The organism is Tolumonas osonensis (assembly GCF_014202415.1).
GTDB classification, from domain to species: domain Bacteria; phylum Pseudomonadota; class Gammaproteobacteria; order Enterobacterales; family Aeromonadaceae; genus Tolumonas; species Tolumonas osonensis.
This window is the reverse complement of record NZ_JACHGR010000005.1, coordinates 265,594-284,796: the sequence shown is the minus strand read 5'-3', so window position 1 is coordinate 284,796 and position 19,203 is coordinate 265,594. Positions and strand designations below refer to the sequence as shown.

The 19,203-nt window shown below is 51.7% G+C and carries 14 protein-coding genes and 1 riboswitch; of the genes, 9 read left to right on the top strand and 5 right to left on the bottom strand.

Annotation, left to right across the window (positions count from 1 at the left end):
• Positions 1 to 56: 56 nt before the first annotated feature.
• From bioB to htpX, 5 genes are all read left to right on the top strand, one after another.
• On the top strand, positions 57 to 1,124 hold the full coding sequence (bioB, locus tag HNR75_RS08970) for a biotin synthase BioB (protein ID WP_188026631.1): 1,068 nt from the start codon (positions 57 to 59) through the stop codon (positions 1,122 to 1,124).
• On the top strand, positions 1,114 to 2,265 hold the full coding sequence (bioF, locus tag HNR75_RS08965) for an 8-amino-7-oxononanoate synthase (RefSeq protein ID WP_188026630.1): 1,152 nt from the start codon (positions 1,114 to 1,116) through the stop codon (positions 2,263 to 2,265). The genes bioB and bioF overlap by 11 nt, the downstream gene beginning before the upstream one ends.
• Positions 2,258 to 3,031, top strand: a complete 774-nt coding sequence (bioC, locus tag HNR75_RS08960; RefSeq protein ID WP_188026629.1) for a malonyl-ACP O-methyltransferase BioC — start codon at positions 2,258 to 2,260, stop codon at positions 3,029 to 3,031. The genes bioF and bioC overlap by 8 nt, the downstream gene beginning before the upstream one ends.
• On the top strand, positions 3,028 to 3,711 hold the full coding sequence (gene bioD, locus HNR75_RS08955; RefSeq protein ID WP_188026628.1) for a dethiobiotin synthase: 684 nt from the start codon (positions 3,028 to 3,030) through the stop codon (positions 3,709 to 3,711). Before bioC ends, bioD begins: the two co-directional genes overlap by 4 nt.
• Positions 3,712 to 3,867: 156 nt before the next feature.
• Positions 3,868 to 4,743 (top strand): protease HtpX, encoded by an 876-nt coding sequence (htpX, locus tag HNR75_RS08950; protein WP_188026627.1) that lies wholly within the window; start codon positions 3,868 to 3,870, stop codon positions 4,741 to 4,743.
• A 67-nt stretch (positions 4,744 to 4,810) separates the two neighbouring features.
• Here htpX and ribB read toward each other — a convergent pair whose 3' ends face one another.
• Entirely contained in the window at positions 4,811 to 5,464 is a 654-nt protein-coding gene (gene ribB / locus HNR75_RS08945) for a 3,4-dihydroxy-2-butanone-4-phosphate synthase (protein WP_188026626.1), read from the bottom strand.
• Positions 5,465 to 5,539: 75 nt separating this feature from the next.
• A riboswitch (FMN riboswitch) is annotated at positions 5,540 to 5,705 on the bottom strand.
• Positions 5,706 to 5,912: 207 nt separating this feature from the next.
• Between ribB and tamA the strand changes: the two genes are divergently transcribed.
• From tamA to HNR75_RS08930, 3 genes are all read left to right on the top strand, one after another.
• Complete coding sequence (gene tamA, locus HNR75_RS08940; RefSeq protein ID WP_246358829.1) at positions 5,913 to 7,589, top strand: autotransporter assembly complex protein TamA; 1,677 nt, start codon at positions 5,913 to 5,915, stop codon at positions 7,587 to 7,589.
• Between the two features lie 23 nt (positions 7,590 to 7,612).
• Positions 7,613 to 11,308 carry an autotransporter assembly complex protein TamB gene (tamB, locus tag HNR75_RS08935; RefSeq protein WP_188026624.1) on the top strand — a complete coding sequence of 1,232 codons (3,696 nt, stop codon included), beginning with the start codon at positions 7,613 to 7,615 and terminating at the stop codon, positions 11,306 to 11,308.
• 96 nt (positions 11,309 to 11,404) lie between these two features.
• On the top strand, positions 11,405 to 13,114 hold the full coding sequence (locus HNR75_RS08930; protein ID WP_188026623.1) for an FAD-dependent oxidoreductase: 1,710 nt from the start codon (positions 11,405 to 11,407) through the stop codon (positions 13,112 to 13,114).
• 67 nt (positions 13,115 to 13,181) lie between these two features.
• Here the strand turns inward: HNR75_RS08930 and gabT are convergent, their stop codons facing one another.
• Together gabT and HNR75_RS08920 are read right to left on the bottom strand one after the other, a co-directional pair.
• Positions 13,182 to 14,459: a 4-aminobutyrate--2-oxoglutarate transaminase gene (gene gabT / locus HNR75_RS08925; protein ID WP_188026622.1), complete on the bottom strand. Its 1,278-nt coding sequence runs from the start codon at positions 14,457 to 14,459 to the stop codon at positions 13,182 to 13,184.
• Between the two features lie 40 nt (positions 14,460 to 14,499).
• Positions 14,500 to 15,963 carry an NAD-dependent succinate-semialdehyde dehydrogenase gene (locus HNR75_RS08920; RefSeq protein WP_188026621.1) on the bottom strand — a complete coding sequence of 488 codons (1,464 nt, stop codon included), beginning with the start codon at positions 15,961 to 15,963 and terminating at the stop codon, positions 14,500 to 14,502.
• A gap of 118 nt (positions 15,964 to 16,081) precedes the next feature.
• On the opposite strand from HNR75_RS08920, the gene HNR75_RS08915 reads away from it, so the two are divergent.
• The gene (locus HNR75_RS08915; protein ID WP_188026620.1) at positions 16,082 to 17,008 is read left to right on the top strand and encodes a LysR family transcriptional regulator; all 927 of its coding nucleotides are present in this window, start codon (positions 16,082 to 16,084) and stop codon (positions 17,006 to 17,008) included.
• An 83-nt stretch (positions 17,009 to 17,091) separates the two neighbouring features.
• Here HNR75_RS08915 and HNR75_RS08910 read toward each other — a convergent pair whose 3' ends face one another.
• The gene (locus tag HNR75_RS08910; RefSeq protein WP_188026619.1) at positions 17,092 to 17,916 is read right to left on the bottom strand and encodes an ABC transporter permease; all 825 of its coding nucleotides are present in this window, start codon (positions 17,914 to 17,916) and stop codon (positions 17,092 to 17,094) included.
• Between the two features lie 17 nt (positions 17,917 to 17,933).
• Positions 17,934 to 19,193, bottom strand: a complete 1,260-nt coding sequence (locus HNR75_RS08905) for an ABC transporter permease (protein ID WP_188026618.1) — start codon at positions 19,191 to 19,193, stop codon at positions 17,934 to 17,936.
• Positions 19,194 to 19,203 lie beyond the last annotated feature (10 nt).

Below are 19,203 nucleotides of genomic sequence, written 5' to 3'. Positions count from 1 at the left end.
TTTACCGGCCAGACATAGACTATCCAAATTATTTCCGTCGCAGAGTACCGATAACAATGTCAGCCAATATTCGTCATAACTGGACAGTCAACGAAGTAGAAGCACTGTTTGCATTACCGTTCAATGATCTGCTGTTTCAGGCGCAAACCGTTCACCGTCAGCATTTCAACCCGAATGAAGTGCAGGTGAGCACGCTGTTATCGATCAAAACCGGCGCCTGCCCGGAAGACTGTAAATACTGTCCGCAAAGCGCGCGCTATAACACCGGTCTGGAAAAAGAGACGTTGCTGGAAGTAGAAAAAGTGCTACAACGGGCGAAAGAAGCCAAAGATGCCGGTTCCTCCCGTTTCTGTATGGGTGCCGCCTGGCGTAACCCGCGTGACCGCGACATGCCGTATATCATTCGCATGATCCAGGAAGTCAAAAATCTGGGCATGGAAACCTGCATGACACTGGGTATGCTGACCGAAGAGCAGGCGAAACAGCTAGCCGAAGCTGGTCTGGATTATTACAACCACAACCTCGATACCTCCCCGGAATTCTATAACGCCATTATTACCACCCGTACCTATCAGGATCGTCTGGAAACCTTGCAGCATGTGCGTGATGCCGGCATGAAGATTTGCTCCGGCGGTATCGTCGGCATGGGCGAGCAGGTGCAGGATCGTGCCGGACTGCTGGTGCAACTGGCGAACCTGCCGGTACAGCCGGAAAGCGTACCGATCAATATGCTGGTGAAAGTGAAGGGCACACCGCTGGAAAATCAGGACGAGCTCGATCCGTTCGATTTTATCCGCACTATCGCGGTTGCCCGTATTCTGATGCCAAAATCGCATGTCCGCTTGTCTGCCGGCCGTGAAAAGATGAACGATCAGATGCAGGCGCTCTGCTTCATGGCGGGTGCCAACTCGATTTTCTATGGCTGCAAATTGCTGACCACGCCGAATGCCGATGCCAACGAAGATATGCAACTGTTTGCCCGTTTAGGCCTGAAACCGGAAGCGCGTGCACAGAAACCGGATATGGTGGAAGAACATACCCTGTTGGAAGCGATTGCTGATCAGGCGGAAGGTGCCTTGTTTTACGATGCGAGTAAACCACGGACACCCGCTAATGCCGTTTGATTTAAAAACGGCACTGGATGAGCGGGCCCGGGAGGGCCTGCTTCGTCAGCGTCAGATCCTGCAATCAGGGCAAAGTCGTTTCATCAGACTTCACGATCAGTCCTATCTGAATTTCTCCAGCAATGATTATCTGGGATTAGCCTCGCAGCCTTTCCTAGCCAAAGCCTGGCAGGAAGGGCTGGATCGCTGGGGCGCAGGTTCCGGTGCTTCACCGCTGGTAACCGGCTATACGCAGGCGCATGCAGATTTAGAACAGACTCTGGCGGAGTGGCTGGGGGTCGAAGCGGTTTTGCTGTTTTCTACCGGCTTCGCGGCCAATCAGGCAGTAATTAAGGCATTGCTGCAGAAAGATCATATCCAGTATCAGGACCGGCTTAATCATGCTTCGCTGCAGGAAGCCGGTGCGCATTCGCCAGCGAAAATGCTGCGTTTTCGTCATAACGATATGGCTCATCTGGCCTCACTGCTGCAACCGCAGTCCGGACTGATCATCAGTGAAGGTGTGTTCAGCATGGATGGCGATCAGGCACCGTGCCGGCAATTAGCCGATCTTGCGGCGCAAAGCGGAAACTGGTTGATGATCGATGATGCGCACGGGCTGGGTGTGCTGGGTGCAGAGGGACGGGGAACGTTGTCTCATCAGCATGTACCACCGGATCGTGTGCACATCCGCATGGCAACCTTTGGCAAGGCGCTCGGTACGGCTGGTGCCTTTGTCGGCGGTAGCCGGAAACTCATTGACTATCTGGTTAACTTTGCCCGGGATTATGTTTACAGCACTCATATGCCACCGGCACAGGCGTATGCAACCAGTTCCGCTATCGAGTGGGTGAAGCAGGCAGACTCCGAACGGGCGTATCTGCAGTCTTTAATCAGAGAATTCCGCGCCGAAGCTGCAGAACTGGGGTTGAATGTGCCGGAATCAGAAACCGCGATTCAGCCGGTGATTATTGGTGATGCTGAGCAGGCGGTGAATACCGCAAACCGGTTACGGAGCAGAGGGCTCTGGGTTTCAGCTATTCGTCCGCCAACCGTGCCCAAGGGATCAGCCCGATTGCGTATTACACTGACAGCCGCTCATCAACAGGCTGATATTTCTTTATTGCTCAAAGAGTTAAAAGAGTGTACGACAAATGCATGAGCCGGTAGATAAACAGGCATTAGCCTCGCGCTTTGGTAAAGCGGCGCAGTCGTATGATCAATATGCGTTGTTACAGAAAGAGGTTGGGCGTAACCTGTTGAGTCTTATCCCGGATGAAAAATATGGGCATGGTCTCGATCTGGGATGTGGCTCCGGCTTTTTTCTGCCTGATCTGCAACAATGGTGCAGCTATTTGCTGGCGCTGGATATTTCCACTGGCATGCTGAAACAAGCTGCCTTGCGCGAGAAAGCACAGGGGTATGTGTGTGGTGATGCGGAAGCATTACCGCTGAGCAGTGAATCGCAGGATCTGGTGTTTACCAGCCTGGCACTACAGTGGTGTCATGACCCGGTTCAGGCATTCCGGGAAATAAAAAGAGTATTGACGTCACAGGGTTACGCGCTTTTTGCTACGCTTAGCGAAGGCAGTTTATTTGAGCTACGGGAAGCATGGACAGCTGTGGATGAGCATGAACATATCAATCAGTTCATGGCTGTACCGGAACTTCGTTCGGTATTACAGAGTGCAGGTTTGCAATGTAAAACCTGGCAAATTCGCCGTCATGTCATGCATTACGCTGATGTGAGTGCCATTCTGCAGAGTCTGAAGCGGATTGGTGCAAGTCAGGTTAACGGCGAGCGGTGTCAGGGGTTGTTAACCCGGCAAAAGCTGTTTCGCCTGCAACAGGCGTATGAACGATACCGGTTACCCACGGGATTGCTCCCGGTCACCTATAACGTGTGCTACGGAGTTCTACATCGATGAGCAAAACCTATTTCGTTACTGGTACGGATACGGATGCAGGAAAAACAACCTGTACGGTGGCTTTGTTGCAGGCAGCGGCAGCCAAAGGGTTAAAGGCGGTGGCTTACAAGCCGGTTGCTGCCGGGTGTGAAATGATAGAAAACAAACCCTGTAATCAGGATGTTCTGTTGTTACAAAAGCACAGCGCCTTGCCGTTACAATACGAACAGGTTGTTGCTTATTCTTTTGATGCCTTCTCGTCACCGCATATCGCGGCGGAAGAATCCGGTGTCACGATTAAACTGGACGTGTTATCGGAAGGGTTATCCCGTCTGAAGAAAAGCACCGGGGCTGATATCATTTTTGTTGAAGGCGCTGGTGGCTGGCGAGTGCCTATCGGAAATGGTCACTTCCTTTCCGATTGGGTCAAATACGAGAATATGCCGGTGATCATGGTTGTAGGCGCGCGTTTAGGTTGCATCAACCATTCCGTATTAACCTATGAGGCCATTCATCATGATATGTTGCCTCTGGCCGGATGGTGCATGAACCGGATCAGCCCGTCCATGAATCATTATCAGCAGAATCTGGAAACCCTGAAAAGTCTGCTGCCAGCGCCGTTTATGGGTGAGATACCTCATATCAGCAAACCGGATGAGCATGATCTGGGTAAATATCTGGATATTTCCGCGTTGCTGTAATCTTCCCGGATAACCGAGGTATTTATTAAAATGCTTCGGTTATCCCGAATTCCATCGATTGTATTTCTTACATTTCATTTACTTGAATTTCCTGTTTGCACCCCTATGATCATGGTGTGTGCGCTTGCACATTAGAGCACGTTTAAAGGAGCTGAAATGAAACGCGTGTTGCTGTTTCTTGCGACAAACCTGGCTGTCATGCTGGTCCTGTCGATTGTACTGAGTGTATTAAGTAGTTTCTTCGGAATCAGTACCCGGGGTTCAGGCGGTCTGTTGCTGATGGCCGCGGTGTTTGGTTTCGGTGGTTCTATTATTTCTCTGCTGATGTCCAAATGGATGGCAAAACGTTCATATGGTGTTCAGATTATTGAACAACCGCGATCAGAGGTCGAATACTGGTTATTCAACACGGTTCAGCGTCAGGCTCAGCAGGCTGGCATCGGTATGCCGGAAGTCGGTATTTATGATTCACCGGACATGAATGCGTTTGCCACCGGCGCTAATCGTAATCAGGCGCTGGTTGCGGTAAGTACCGGTCTGCTTTACAACATGAGCCGTGATGAGGCCGAAGCGGTGCTGGCGCATGAAGTCAGCCATGTGGCAAACGGTGATATGGTGACGCTGACCCTGATTCAGGGTGTAGTGAATACCTTTGTTATCTATATCTCCCGTGTGCTGGCAGGTATTGTTTCGAATTTCCTGCGTTCCGATGATGAAGAGAGTTCAGCAAGCGGTGGTATTGCCTACTTTGCTATCTCCATGGTGTTTGAACTGGTCTTCGGTATTCTGGCATCCATGATCGTGATGTGGTTCTCGCGTCAGCGTGAATTCCGCGCGGATGCAGGCTCTGCCCAGTTAGTCGGCAAAGAGAAAATGATTGCTGCGCTGGAGCGTCTGGCCCGTAGTCAGGATTCTCAGCTGGACGGCACCATGATGGCGTTCGGTATTAATGGTAAGTCATCCATGACCGAGCTGTTCATGAGTCATCCGCCGCTGGAGAAACGTATTCAGGCGCTGCGTGAAATGCGTTAATCCTGAACCGGATACTAAAAAGGCCACTGAATTTCAGTGGCCTTTCTGTTTCTGATGCCTTGTAAACTCAGCCCGCTGCTTTAGCGTTCTCGGTCAGGTAAGCAACCAGATCTTCAATGCACAGCACCGGCATAGCGTGCTTATTGGCAAACTCGACAATTTCAGGCAGACGAGCCATGGAGCCATCTTCGTTCTGCACTTCACACAGCACGCCGTAAGGTTTTAAGCCTGCCAGCTTCATCAGATCGATGGTGGCTTCTGTATGGCCGCGGCGGGTTAACACGCCGCCGGCCCGGGCACGCAGCGGGAACACATGTCCCGGACGATTCAGATCAGACGCGACGGCGCCATCGGCGATTGCTGTGCGGATAGTGGTGATACGGTCCTGTGCTGATACCCCGGTCGATACCCCACGCGCTGCTTCGATAGTCACGGTGAACCCGGTCTGATTGGCGCTGGTATTGTGTTCTACCATCATCGGCAGCGCTAATTGACGGATGCGTTCTTCGGTCAGACAAAGACAAACAATACCGGAACATTCCCGGATCATCAGTGCCATTTGTTGTGATGTCATGTTTTCTGCCGAAAAAATCAGATCGCCTTCGTTTTCACGATCTTCATCATCAACAACCAAGACGCCCTGACCTTGCTGCAAAGCGGTCAGTGCACGTTCGACGCGTTGAAAGGGATTGCCAAAAGGGGTCAGTAAAGACTGATTCATGGTAAAACTCCTGTTTATTTAGTTACCAGAATCAGGGCATGGAATAACACAGCCCCCGCTGAACGCGGAGGCTTGTTGTATCCTCTTCCATCCGGACTATAACCGTCGGCTCCGGAATTACACCGGATCTGCTGACATTAATGCGCTTCATGACGCATCAACCGCTCGCGGGCTTTCAGTTGAAGACCTCTTCAGACTGTTTACCGCCGGTGGGGACTTTCACCCCGCCCTGAGAATATGCTCTGCTAGGTTAATCCCAATTTTTCAAAAAACCAAGTCATAGAATCGAAACAAAGGCATTTTTCTGACTCAGCTGAAGCATAGCTGTGATAGGATTTAAGATGTCACAACGTATTAACAAATCTGGCATTCTGGTATCGAAAGAATGAGCGGGGATTCGTTGAAGTATAAAAAATACCGAAATTACCTGATCGCAGGCTGCCTTGTTATGGCCGGGATTTCTCCTGTTTGCGCAGCGCCGGTCACTTATGATGTTCGCGGTGTGAAAGGTGAATTACTGGATAATGTAGAATATTATCTTGCTGCATTGCCGGCGATCGACAGCCAGCGGGTTGAAGGCCGAGAAAAGAAGATCACAGAAGCGATCCGTAAGTCTCTGCAGGCTGTTGGGTATTACTCTCCGAAAATTAATTTTAAATATCCGGCTGAAAAGTCACACACCCTTCAGGTTGAGATCGAGCCCGGTAAACCGGTAAAAGTCCGTCAAATCCAGGTTGAGCTCCATGACGATGCGCAAAAGGATGCCGATTTCCTCAAAATTCTCTCTTCACTGGATCTGGAAACAGGTGCCGTTTTACATCATGGCAAATATGAAAATATCAAACGGCGTCTGAAGACACTGGCGGCAACTCATGGTTATTTTGACGCTAAAATTGTTCGCTCTGATGTGCAGGTGTATCCGCGAGATGAAGTTGCGGATATCCATATTGTCTTCAATAGCGGCCATCGTTACCGTTTTGGCGCAATTAACATTGATGGTATTCCGCAGACAAAACTGATCCAGCCGCTGCTTCGTTTCAAACAAGGTGATGCCTACGATACGCGCAAGCTGGCCGAGCTGAGTCAGTCACTATCCCAGACGCGCTATTTTCAGGTGGTGGATGTTCATCCGCAGATCAGCCAGGCTGAGGACTACCGGATCCCGGTGACGGTGCATCTGGAAAAGAAAAAGCCGAATCAGATGGAAACCGGTCTGGGGTTTTCGACCGATGAAGGTCCGCGTGTGCAATGGAACTGGGAGCGTCCCTGGGTAAATGATTACGGGCACCGTTTCTCCTCGCAGATAAAAATTGCTCAAACCACTCAAACGGTGGATTTCAGCTATCGTATTCCGAATAAAAATCCCATCGATGATTATTATCAGGTGCAGACAACCTATGAAAATGTGGCGCAGGATGATACCCGATCACAGAAAATCGAAACGGGCCTGCATTACTGGACGACGCTGATGGGGCAATGGCAACGGGATTATTTCTTTAAAACGGCGTACGAAAAATATGAACAGGGTGAAGACAGCGGAAATAGCCTGCTGTTCATGCCGGGCGCATCAATTACCCGGGTCCGCAGTAAAGGTGGTATTGACCCGTACTGGGGTGATCTGCAGACAGTCTCCGTCATGTTTTCGGATCCGCTCTGGGCATCCGATACCCGGTTTGTAAAAGTTTGGGGTCGGACCAAATGGCTGCGAACTTATGCCAGTAACCACCGTTTTATCTTCCGGGCGGAGCAGGGGGCATTACTCTGGGGAAATCTGAGCGAGATTCCGGCGTCACAACGTTTCTTCACCGGGGGGGATCAAACGGTTCGCGGATTCGGCTATGAAACGATTTCTCCGATCGATTCATCGGGGCAACTTTCGGGAGCGCTGAATACGACCGCCGGAAGCCTGGAATATAACTATCAGATTGCGCCGAAATGGCGGATTGCCACTTTTGTCGATGTCGGAACGGCAACCAACGATTATCAGGATCCATGGAAAATCGGCACGGGTATCGGCGGTCGCTGGTTAACACCGGTCGGACAGTTACGGTTTGATCTGGCATTTGGGGTCTCGGAACAATCGGTTCCGTTCCGGTTACACTTTGCGTTAGGGCCAGAGCTATGAGTCTCCGAAGCCGGCGTTGGGCTGTGTCTGCTATGTTGCTGGTGGCCTTTCTGGCGGCCATCTTCTTTTTCCTGTTTTTTTCTGCATCGGGTAGCCAGTTAGTCTGGAATCAACTGACCCGTTGGGTGCCCGGATTACAGGGCGAATGGGTTTCCGGTTCTCTTGCCGATGGCTGGCAGTTGCGTGATACCCGCTGGCAGAGCGATTCTGTCACCGTTTCTTTGAAGCATGTGCAAACCCGGTGGCAACTGGTTTCGTTGCTGTCTGGTCAGGCTGAAATCGATTTACTGGAAGTGGACGGATTGACAGTGAGCCGGCGGGATATGCCGGATTCTGCCGATGTGGCTGATGTCGTTCCGGAAGTGCTTCCGGTAACGGATCGCTATATTCCGACCCCTGTTTCTATCATGCTGCATCAGCTGAAATTATCTGGCTTTGTTTATGATGATCCGGTGGTACGGGTAAAAGTAGGGAATCTGGAAACCGTCGCCGAATGGCAGGGGCATCAGATTGATATTGAACCGTCTCATGCTGACTCGGTCGATGTCTGGCTCAAGCCAGCTGCCGTGGACAAAGACGTCATCTCTGATAAAAAAAATATAGCACCACCTAAAGAAAAACCGGCGGACACGGAATTACCCGAGGTCTTCGTGCCGTTTGATATTCGCCTTGCCGGATTAAGTCTGAAGCAGGGGCGTTATCATCAGCAGGCGTTTGATACCGGGCTGATGGATATCACGTTGCAGGCCAGATTTGACGGCACGGAACTGACGGTTAAGCAACTGCAGGTTCAGCAGGAGAAGCGCCGAGCCGGGCTATCCGGGAAGATGACATTTATCCAGAATTATCTGATAGATGCAGATCTCAATGCACAATCGGCGATTCCGGTTGTATCTCCTGATGTATCCAGAAACGCAACTCTTTCCGCCAAAGGTGATCTGCAAAAATTAAAATTTACGGCGCTGCTGGAAGGCAAAGAAAAGGTGAAACTGCAGGGGGAACTGCAGCCTTTAACGAATGGCTTACCCTTTGTTCTGATGGGGGATTGGCTGACCTTGCCTTTACCGCCGGCGCTGGAAGGTCTGACTGTCGGAAAAGGGAAGCTCGATCTTCGCGGTTCTCTGCAAAACTACAAGCTGGCACTGGAAACAGAAGGAAAGTGGCTTGATTTGCCTTCAACCTGGTTGCAGCTTGCTTTAAATGGCTCCTCGGACAGACTCGATCTGCAACGTTTACAACTGGGTGATGGCGTAAACAAGTTACTGGTCGCAGGTCAGCTGAACTGGCAAAAAGGTCTCCACTGGCAAGGGCAGACCGAGCTGGAATTGCCGGAGGTTAAACGCTGGCTGCCAGAGGCAAAGGCTGCAGTTTCCGGCAGTCTGAAGCAAGAGATCCATTGGCTGGACGAACGCTGGCAAGGGGATTTATCGGCGATAAATCTGAAAGGCGACTGGAATGGTTTTCCGCTAACGACACAAGGGGCTATCCAGGGGGATGAGCAGGGGAACTGGCATTTTCAGCAAATAGAGATCAAGAACGGTCCGAATTCGCTGGCTGTGAACGGTAATCTGGATAAAGAGTGGTCACTGGCTGGTAAATTGCGGCTCCCCAAACTTTCGCTGATCAATCCGCAGTGGGATGGCAGCATCGACGGTGATTTTCGTCTGAACGGTCCGGCAAAAGCGCCTGTACTGGCGCTGCGGGTGGCTGCCCCCCGGATAATCATGTCGGGCCAGCTGGTGCGTAAACTTGAGCTGACGGGACAGGCCACACTGAATAAAGCCCTGCCAGGTCAGTTACAGTTAAATATCGAACGCTGGAATATCAACGGAACCCGTCTGCAGAATGTGGCGCTTTCACTTCGGGGGAGTGCGCAGCAGCATCAGTTATTGCTGAAAAATGATGGAAAACAGCTCAACAGTAATCTGACACTGGCGGGTAGCTGGCAGAACGGCATCTGGCAGGGACGTCTGCTGGACAGTCAAATTGGTGGGCTGGCCGGAGCGTGGCAATTGCAAGCGCCGGCTGTACTGCAATGGAAAGCCAGTACGCTGACTTTTAAATCGCATTGCTGGCGTTCTGAACCGGCGAAACTTTGTTTTGAAAACGCTTCATTGGCTGCTTCTCAGGGTTCAGTTCCTTTCTCTGTCACCAATTTTGATACTCAGCGTCTTAAACCCTGGCTACCCGATACGCTGAAATGGAGCAGCGCATTACAGGCCAACGGTGTTTTCGGCTGGCGGAAAGGCAGTCCTGATCTGCATGTGTCATTGCGCAGTCAGTATGGTGAGCTGATAACGGAACAGATCCATACACCTTACCGTGATATGCAGTTAAAACTTGAAGTGACCCCTGTGAGGGCGACAGGCCAGTTTGTGCTGGATTCAGCTATGCTGGGTAATATCAATTTGAATGCAGAAGTCAGGGATCCGCTCAAACGTCGGGTATTAAGCGGAACGGTTAATGTCAGCAACCTGCAATTGTATGGTATCGCGCCATTGGTCGATGCTCTGCACAGCACAAAAGGACAGGTTGATATTAATGGTCGTCTGGCGGGAACGCTGGATGTGCCTTTGTTTTATGGACAGGTAAATCTGAAGGATGGTGAGGTTGATACGGCCACCGAAATGGTTAGCCTGCGGCAAATCAATGGCAAGTTGATCATTGAAGGTGATAAGGCGGAACTGAACGCCGATATGCTGGCGGGTAAAGGGAAGGTCACGCTCACCGGCCGTTCCCGCTGGCCAGGCGGTCATCCTTCTGGCCAGCTCTCATTGCAGGGGCGGGCCGTTGAAGTGGCCTTTGCCGGTTATGGCAACGGCCAGATCGACTCCGACCTGCAATTGCAGTTTGATGCGGAAAAGGTTTCGCTGGAAGGCGATGTCCTGGTGCCATGGGCCCGGATTGACATCAAGAGCCTGCCGGAGAATGGCATTGAAGTATCAGACGATGTGCATATTGTCCGGCCATTGCAGCAACAGCAGACCACGGCGCCATTTCCGTTCTTTATGGATCTGAGATTAAAACTGGGGACAGATGTCCGGTTCAGTGCCATGGGCTTGAAGACCGCCTTGGCCGGCGGACTTCGTTTCCGCCAGAAACCGGGACAAGCTTTACTGACGCAGGGTGAAATCAGACTCGTGGATGGCCGCTTTAAAGCTTATGGCCAGAATCTGGTGGTTCGTAGCGGCAAGCTGATGTTCAGTGGCGATATTACCGAGCCTTATGTCATGGCTGAAGCTATCCGGGATCCGGCCACGATGGAAGACAGCAGTGTGACCGTCGGGGTGAAAATCAATGCGCCAATCAGTGCGATCAGTGCTCAGGTGTTCTCCGAACCGGACCTGCCAGATACCGATAAATTGTCCTATCTGCTGCGTGGACGAAGCTCGACAGCGACGACGAACGGTTCGACCGAAGAGGCGATGGCAGCCATGATGATCAGTGCCGGACTGGGACAGACCAACGGGATTGTATCCGATGTCGCTTCGACATTTGGTCTGAAGGACGCTGCGTTTGATACCACGGGCAGCGGGACAGATACCAAGGTCAATCTCTCGGCTTATCTGCTGAAAGATCTGCAGTTGCAGTACGGTGTTGGGGTGTATGACGCAGTCAGTGAAGTAAAACTGCGTTATTTTCTGTTACCTCAGTTGTACTTGCAGGCAGTAAGCGGCCTTAGTCAGGCGGTCGATATTTTTTATAAGTTTGAGTTCTGAGCCGGGCCAGTGCCGGAAACAGACCCGTGAAAAATATACTTGTCATCTAAATTAGATAAATCTAAATTAATGACATTAATCATCAGGGGAAGCGAAATGACGAAAATTATAATTATTGGTGGTGTTGCGGGCGGCGCGTCTGCTGCTGCCCGGGCACGCCGTTTATCAGAAGATGCCGAAATTCTGATGCTGGAGCGCGGTGAATTCATCTCCTTTGCGAACTGTGGTTTGCCTTATCATATCAGTGGCGATATCACTCAGCGTGAAGCCTTGCTGCTGCAGACTCCGCAAAGTTTTAAATCCCGTTTTAATGTAGAAGTTCGTGTTTTTTCTGAAGTGGTTGCCATTGATCGTCAGAAGAAAGTGATCACCGTAAAGAACCAGCTGTCAGGTGAAACGTATCAGGAATCTTACGATAAATTATTACTGAGCCCGGGTGCGGCGCCGGTGCGTCCACCGCTGCCGGGGATCAACTGCGAAAACGTATTCAGTCTGCGTAATATTCCGGACATGGATCGTATTCTGGCGGCTATGCTGCTCAACAAACCTAAACATGCCACCGTGGTTGGTGGCGGGTTTATTGGTCTGGAAATGGTAGAAGCGTTACATCAGCAGGGCATTGAAGTGACTTTGCTGGAACTTTCCGAGCAGGTGATGGCCCCTGTTGACCCTGAGATGGCCAATTTCGTGCATCAGGTGCTGGTACAGAATAAAACCGATTTGCGTCTGAATACAGGACTCTCCGCTATCACCGAAATTCCGGTAACACCAGCCGAACCGGATGCAACCGGTGATTTTACGATTCAACCAGATCAACTTAATCATCTGGAATTAACGCTGAGCAATGGTGAAAAACTGGTCACCGGGCTGGTTGTGCTGGCCATCGGTGTTAAACCGGAAACCATGCTGGCTTCTGCTGCCGGTCTGGAACTGGGAGCGCGCGGCGGCATCAAGGTGGATGAAGGCATGCGTACCAGTGATCCGGATATTTATGCTGTGGGTGATGCGGTAGAGACACTGGATTTTGTGACTGAACAGCCGGCATTGATTCCGCTGGCGGGTCCGGCTAACCGCCAGGGCCGCATTGCGGCAGATAATATGCTGGGCCGTGAGGAAAAATATCAGCGCACACAAGGTACCGCGATCTGCAAAGTGTTTGATTTTGCCATTGCCAGTACCGGCCATAGCGAAAAGAGCCTGAAACGTCTGGGCCGCGCTTATGAAAAGGTTTATGTACATCCGGGCAATCACGCCGGTTACTACCCGGGGGCGTTTCCAGTCAGCTTTAAGCTGATCTTTGATCCGGCAACCGGTCAGATCTTAGGTGGTCAGGCGTTTGGTAAAGAGGGCGTGGATAAACGTATCGATGTGCTGGCTGTGGCCATGCGTGCCGGTCTGAAGGTACAGGATCTGGAACATCTGGAACTGACCTATGCTCCGCCATTTGGTTCCGCCCGTGATGTGATCAACCAGGCCGGTATGGTAGCGACCAATATCATCAAAGGGGATGAGCGCGTTTGTCATACCGACGATGTACTGAATATAACGGCAGATCAGTTCCTGCTGGATGTGCGTAATCCTCCGGAGTTAGCCAATATCGGCGCGATTCCGGGAGCGGTAAACATCCCGGTCGATCAGCTACGTAATCGTCTGGCGGAATTACCGAAAGACAAGGAAATTCTGATCACCTGTCAGGTCGGCTTACGCGGTCATGTTGCCTATTGCATATTGGCTAACAACGGCTTCAAAGCGCGCAACTTGTCCGGCGGCTTCAAGACTTTCCAGATGGCAACGAAGAAATTTTAATTTTTGTTTTTCTGAGTGAAAAAGGGCGACCAACTTGGTCGCCCTTTTTGATACGGGAGGAGAGCGTTTAAACCAGTTCTCTAATAATACTTTTCAGCAGCGTCATGCCTTCATCAATGATTTCCATTTCGGTGGTCAGTGGTGGCAGGAAGCGGATCACGTTACCACGGGTACCACAGGACAGCAGGATCAGTCCTTTCTCTGCCGCTTTGGCACAAATCGCTTTAGTCAGTTCAGGATTTGGTTTCTGAATATCGCCGTCTTTGACCAGCTCCAGCGCAATCATCGCACCCAGATTACGAATATCACCGACGATAGCCGGGAGGTCATCCTTGATATCACGCAGATGGTTAACCATGCGTTCGCCGATGGCCAGTGCGCGGTCACACAGTTTTTCTTCTTCGATGACATCAAACACAGCCAGACCTGCGGTGGTGCCCAGCGGTGAACCGGCATACGTGCCACCCAGACCACCCGGTTGTGGTGCATCCATGATCTCGGCTTTACCAACCACAGCAGAAATCGGGAAGCCGCCGCCCAGCCCTTTGGCCATGGTGACCAGATCGGCTTCGATACCGGCATATTCGTGCGCAAACATGCGGCCAGTGCGGGCAAAGCCAGTCTGGATTTCATCACAGATCAGCATGATGCCTTTCTGATCGCACAGTTCACGCAGTTTTTTCAGGAAGGAAGCAGGTGCGGGATGGAATCCGCCTTCGCCCTGCACACATTCAACAATAATTGCCGCAACGCGATTTGGATCGATATCGCATTTGAACAACTGGTTCAGGGCTTCGAAGCTGTCATCTTCGGTAATGTCGAGCAGCGCATTCGGGTAAGGCACATGATACAGTTCTGCTGGGAACGGGCCGAATCCGGCTTTGTAGGGCTGTACTTTACCAGTCAGACCAACGGTCAGCAGAGTTCGGCCATGGAAACCGCCATTGAAGGCAATCACGCCGCTGCGACCTGTATAGGAGCGGGCGATTTTGACGGCATTTTCGACAGCTTCCGCACCGGTAGTGACAAACATCGCTTTTTTCGGTGTGTTGCCCGGCACCGCTTTAACCAGTTTTTCTGCCAGTTTCACGGCCGATTCGTAAGGGGTGATAGTCATGCAGGTATGGCTGAAGTTATCCAGCTGAGCTTTGACGGCTGCAACGACTTTCGGATGACTGTGACCGGTATTGACGACGGCAATCCCGGCACCAAAATCGATATAGCGTTTACCTTCTACATCCCACAGTTCTGCGTTTTTCGCCTTGGCGACATAGATCCCGTAGGCATTGCCTTCACCACGGGCAAAAGCAGCTTGTTTACGTTGTTGCAGTTCAGCGTTATTCATTTGTGACTCCTTCAAATATGCAGTCAAATTCCGTTCAGACTTATTTCAGACCGCCCATACAGAGGTATTTAATTTCGGTAAATTCTTCGATGCCGTATTTGGAACCTTCGCGTCCCAGACCGGATTCCTTGACACCACCAAACGGTGCGACTTCGCTGGAGATGCCGCCTTCATTGATGCCGACCATGCCGTATTCCAGTGCTTCAGATACCCGCCAGATCCGGCTGATATCCTGACTGTAGAAGTAAGCGGCCAGCCCGAACGGGGTGTCGTTGGCCATTACGACGGCTTCCGCTTCGGTGGAGAAGCGATAGAGTGGCGCAACAGGGCCAAAAATTTCAGAGTGGAAAATCTTCATGTCACTGGTGACTTCTTTCAGTACCGTTGGCTGATAGAAGTTATCGCCGGTTGGATACACTGAGCCACCGGTCAGTAGTTTTGCCCCACGGGTAACGGCATCCGACACCAGATGCTGCACCTTGTGCATGGCCGCCTGATTGATCAGCGGGCCAATGGTAGTGCCAGGTTCCGTGCCCAGACCGATTTTGAGTTTTTTCACGGCTGTCACTAGTTTTTCCGCGAACCGATCGTAGATGCCATCCTGCACCAGAATGCGGTTGGCACAGATGCAGGTTTGACCGGCATTGCGGAATTTGGACACCATCAAGCCGGTAATCGCGGCATCGATATCAGCATCGTCAAACACGATGAACGGGGCATTGCCGCCCAGTTCCAGCCCCAGTTTTTTCACGGTTGCCGCGCATTGGCTCATCAATTGCTTGCCTACCGGTGTTGATCCGGTAAAGGTCAGTTTGCGGACCCGGCTGTCACCGCAGAAAACTTGACCAATTTCGACGGCTTTGCGGCTGGTCACTACCTGGAAGACATCCTCTGGAATACCGGCCTGATGCGCCAGCGTGACCAATGCCAGTGCAGAGAGCGGCGTTTCGTCAGAGGGTTTCACCACGATTGTGCAACCCGCACCAAGGGCGGGCGCCACTTTGCGGGTGATCATGGCATTCGGGAAGTTCCATGGCGTGATGGCTGCAACCACGCCGATACCCTGTTTAATGGTCAGGAGACGACGATCGCCACTGGCTGCCGGAATGATGTCACCATAGACGCGCTTGGTTTCTTCGGCAAACCATTCGATATAGGCTGCGCCGTAAGCCACTTCACCTTTGGCTTCCGCCAATGGTTTGCCTTGTTCCAGCGTCATCAGCAGCGCCAGCGCATCCTGATTTTCCATGATCAGGTCAAACCAGCGGCGCAGTAGTAATGCACGTTGTCTGGCCGGGAGTGCCTGCCAGGCTGGCAGTGCGGCACTGGCACGATCAATGGCAGTTAAGGCGTCGCCGGCAGTCTGATTCTGCAGCGTAGCGATCACCGCGCCCGTCGCCGGATTGGTAACAGAGAAAGTAGCGCCAACTTTTGGCGTCATCCATTGCGAGGCCTGCCATTGGCAGAAGGGTGCCAGCAACGGATCAATAGATGGATAGCACATACTGGATCTCCGGTGACAGTGAATGCCCTGATATCTCGGGCTGATGGGTTCATACTAACGGGTTATACCGTTGTATAAATGACTAACAATTAACGCTTACATTGAGGAAGACTAAACAATGGTGCAGGTTTCACTGATTGAGTTAGGGCAGGTGGGCGACTATGAAATTCGTCTGCTGAAGGTGTTCAAGACTGTGGTGGAGTGCGGCGGTTTTTCAGCCGCAGAAACGGTACTGAATATCAGCCGTTCGACGATCAGTGTACATATGGCGAATCTGGAACACCGGCTCAAGCTGAAGTTGTGCAGCCGGGGCCGTTCCGGTTTCTCGCTAACCGAAGAAGGCGCAATTATCTATGAATCGGTACGCCGTCTGTTTTCTCAGCTGGAAGATTTTCGTTCCACGGTTAATGCCTTGCATGTGCAGCTTTCCGGTGAACTGAAACTGGTGGCCAGTGATACCATCAGTCTGGATGAACGCTGCTGTTTTCCGCAGGTGCTGGGAGAATTCTGCCATCAGGCTCCGGATGTCTTCCTGCAGTTTGAAACTGCGCCGATGAGCGATATCGAGCGGATGATCCTCAACGGTGAAGCCGATGTCGGATTTATCCCGTATCACCGCAAACTGGATGGTCTGATTTACCATTCGTTATACGAAGAAACCTGCTATCTCTATTGCAGTGACCGTCATCCGCTGTTCAATGAAACGGACGAGGATGCCATCCGGCAGGGATTGGTGAATGCCCGTTCGGTGCAGGCTGGCATTCAGAGTAACCCGGATGTGGCAATACAGATGGTCGGGCTGCAGAAGTCGGCGACGGCGTATTATTACGAAACACGGGCGACGATGATTCTGTCTGGCGCGTATGTCGGCTTTTTGCCGGAACACTATGCCGCCCGCAGTGTCGACGAGGGGAAGTTACGTAAACTTTTACCGCTGGAGCGGTGCTATAAACTGGGGATCGCCGCTATTACGCATCAGTTTGGCCGTCTGAACAAACCTCGCGATTTCTTTATGCGATTGCTGCAGAACCAGATTGTCCGCTGATACCGGATAAAAAAAAGCGCCGCTAGGCGGCGCAACAGGTGGAACTTGCAGATTGAATCTTTTCCTATCTTTCTTTTCCTATCTTAATGCGCGGTGGTGCGCATTTTCTCCGAACGACCCCGTAACCATTCCAGCGTCAGTAGCATGGCCACAGAGATCAGGATCAGTACCGTCGCAGCGGCGGCAATGGCCGGGCTGATATTTTCGCGGATACCACTGAACATCACCCGGGGTAGTGTCGCCTGATCCGGACCTGCCAGATAGAGTGTTACCACCACTTCATCAAAGCTGGTCGCAAAGGCGAACAGAGCGCCGGAAATCATGCCGGGTCCGATCAACGGCAAGGTCACTTTGAAGAACGTCAGCATAGGATCAGCACCCAGGCTGGCGGCGGCACGGCTCAGGTTTTTGTTATAGCCCTGCAGCGTTGCTGTCACAGTGATGATCACGAACGGAATGCCTAATACCGCATGTACCATGATCAGTGAGAAGTAGCTGTTAGACAGACCCAGCGGTGCAAAGAACAGGTAAGACGATACCCCGACAATCACCACAGGCACCACCATCGGTGAGATCAGAATACTGGTCAACAGTGCTTTGCCTTTAAATTCTGCCCGGGTCAGGCCGATGGAAGCCAGCGTCCCGAAAATCATCGCCACCAGGGTGGCGGCCGGTGAGACGATCATACTGTTGGCCAGAGATCGCATCCATTCCGGCGAGGTGAAGAAGGTTTCATACCAGCGCAGTGACCAGCCCTGCAGCGGATAGACCAGAAACGCCCCGCCATTGAATGACAGCGGGATCATCACCAGCACCGGCAACATCAGGAACAGCAATACCAGTCCGCAGATACTACGATGTGACCAGTACCAGATTCGTTCAAAGTTAGAAGCATAAGGTCTTAACATAATGTCATCCTTGTCCGTTAGCCCAGACGTAAGCGGTTAGCGCCAACCAGCCAGGTGTAAATTACATACAGAATCAGTGTCGCCAGCAGTAACAGACCACCCAGTGCTGTTGCCATACCCCAGTTGATGGTGGTGTTGGTATAGAAGGCCACGAAATAACTCACCATCTGGTCATTCGGGCTACCCAGCAGGGCCGGAGTGATGTAGTAACCAATCGACAGAATGAATACCAGCAGACAACCCGCACCGATGCCGGCATAGGTTTGTGGCAGATAGACCAGCCAGAAACTGATCATCGGCGGGCAACCTAAAGAGATCGCGGCGCGCTGGTAGCTGGACGGAATGTTCTTCATCACGCTATAGAGCGGCAGGATCATGAACGGCAGCATGATATGCACCATGGCGACATAGACACCAAAGCGGTTGAAGACCAGTTGCAGCGGTGAATCAATCAGCCCCAGATTTTCCAGCAACGTATTTACCAGTCCGTTGTTCTGTAGCAGCACGATCCAGGCGGCAACGCGGACCAGTACCGAGGTCCAGAATGGCAGCAGAACGCAAATCATCAGCAGATTGGCAGTGCGCGCCGGTAAGGTTGCCAGCAGATAAGCCAGCGGATAAGCCAGTATCAGGCAAACGGCGGTAATAACCAGACTCATCCAGAAGGTGCGGACAAAGACACTCTGATAAATCGCCTGATCGTCAGAGACTTTGACGATTGCGCCGGCCTGATCTTTTTTCAGATCCAGTGCAGAAAGCAGATAATCGGCCGTATAGGAAGAGCTGTTACGGTAAATGGCCTGCCAGTAGGCGGGATCGCTCCAACGTTCATCCAGGTCGGTAAACGCCTGCTTGTAAGATTCAGGTGCCGGATCAAACGGTAAGCTGTCCGCGGTGTTATTCAGCAGACTGCGGTAACCGGATATCTCGTTGTTCAACCGTTTCCCCAGATTACCCAGTACATCGTTGTTATTCGCGGTTTCGATATCGGCAGCCAATGCCTGATAGACGTTTTCCGGCGGCAGATCCTTGCCGTCCCAGTCAGCCATAGCAGTGACTGTGGCAGGTAAGAGCGTGGCTACTTCCGGGTTATCGACGCTTTTTTTCAGCATCACCACCAGCGGTACTAAAAATACCACGATGAGAAAGATGATTAAGGGAAGGATCAGTCCGAAGGATTTCAGACGGTTAATGCGTTCTGCCCGATGTAATTTTGCCTTCAGGGATTCGGTATCCACAGGCTGGGGGAGTGTGTCCGTAATGGTTGATGACAGCATAGTTATATTC

Bases quoted from the DNA above. Each gene is read 5' to 3' on its own strand.
- HNR75_RS08905 (WP_188026618.1), bottom strand. From the start codon at position 19,193: ATGCTGTCATCAACCATTACGGACACACTCCCCCAGCCTGTGGATACC.
- bioF (WP_188026630.1), top strand. From the start codon at position 1,114: ATGCCGTTTGATTTAAAAACGGCACTGGATGAGCGGGCCCGGGAGGGC.
- ribB (WP_188026626.1), bottom strand. From the start codon at position 5,464: ATGAATCAGTCTTTACTGACCCCTTTTGGCAATCCCTTTCAACGCGTC.
- HNR75_RS08920 (WP_188026621.1), bottom strand. From the start codon at position 15,963: ATGTGCTATCCATCTATTGATCCGTTGCTGGCACCCTTCTGCCAATGG.
- bioD (WP_188026628.1), top strand. From the start codon at position 3,028: ATGAGCAAAACCTATTTCGTTACTGGTACGGATACGGATGCAGGAAAA.
- bioC (WP_188026629.1), top strand. From the start codon at position 2,258: ATGCATGAGCCGGTAGATAAACAGGCATTAGCCTCGCGCTTTGGTAAA.
- htpX (WP_188026627.1), top strand. From the start codon at position 3,868: ATGAAACGCGTGTTGCTGTTTCTTGCGACAAACCTGGCTGTCATGCTG.
- HNR75_RS08930 (WP_188026623.1), top strand. From the start codon at position 11,405: ATGACGAAAATTATAATTATTGGTGGTGTTGCGGGCGGCGCGTCTGCT.
- tamA (WP_246358829.1), top strand. From the start codon at position 5,913: ATGGCCGGGATTTCTCCTGTTTGCGCAGCGCCGGTCACTTATGATGTT.
- HNR75_RS08910 (WP_188026619.1), bottom strand. From the start codon at position 17,916: ATGTTAAGACCTTATGCTTCTAACTTTGAACGAATCTGGTACTGGTCA.
- HNR75_RS08915 (WP_188026620.1), top strand. From the start codon at position 16,082: ATGGTGCAGGTTTCACTGATTGAGTTAGGGCAGGTGGGCGACTATGAA.
- bioB (WP_188026631.1), top strand. From the start codon at position 57: ATGTCAGCCAATATTCGTCATAACTGGACAGTCAACGAAGTAGAAGCA.
- gabT (WP_188026622.1), bottom strand. From the start codon at position 14,459: ATGAATAACGCTGAACTGCAACAACGTAAACAAGCTGCTTTTGCCCGT.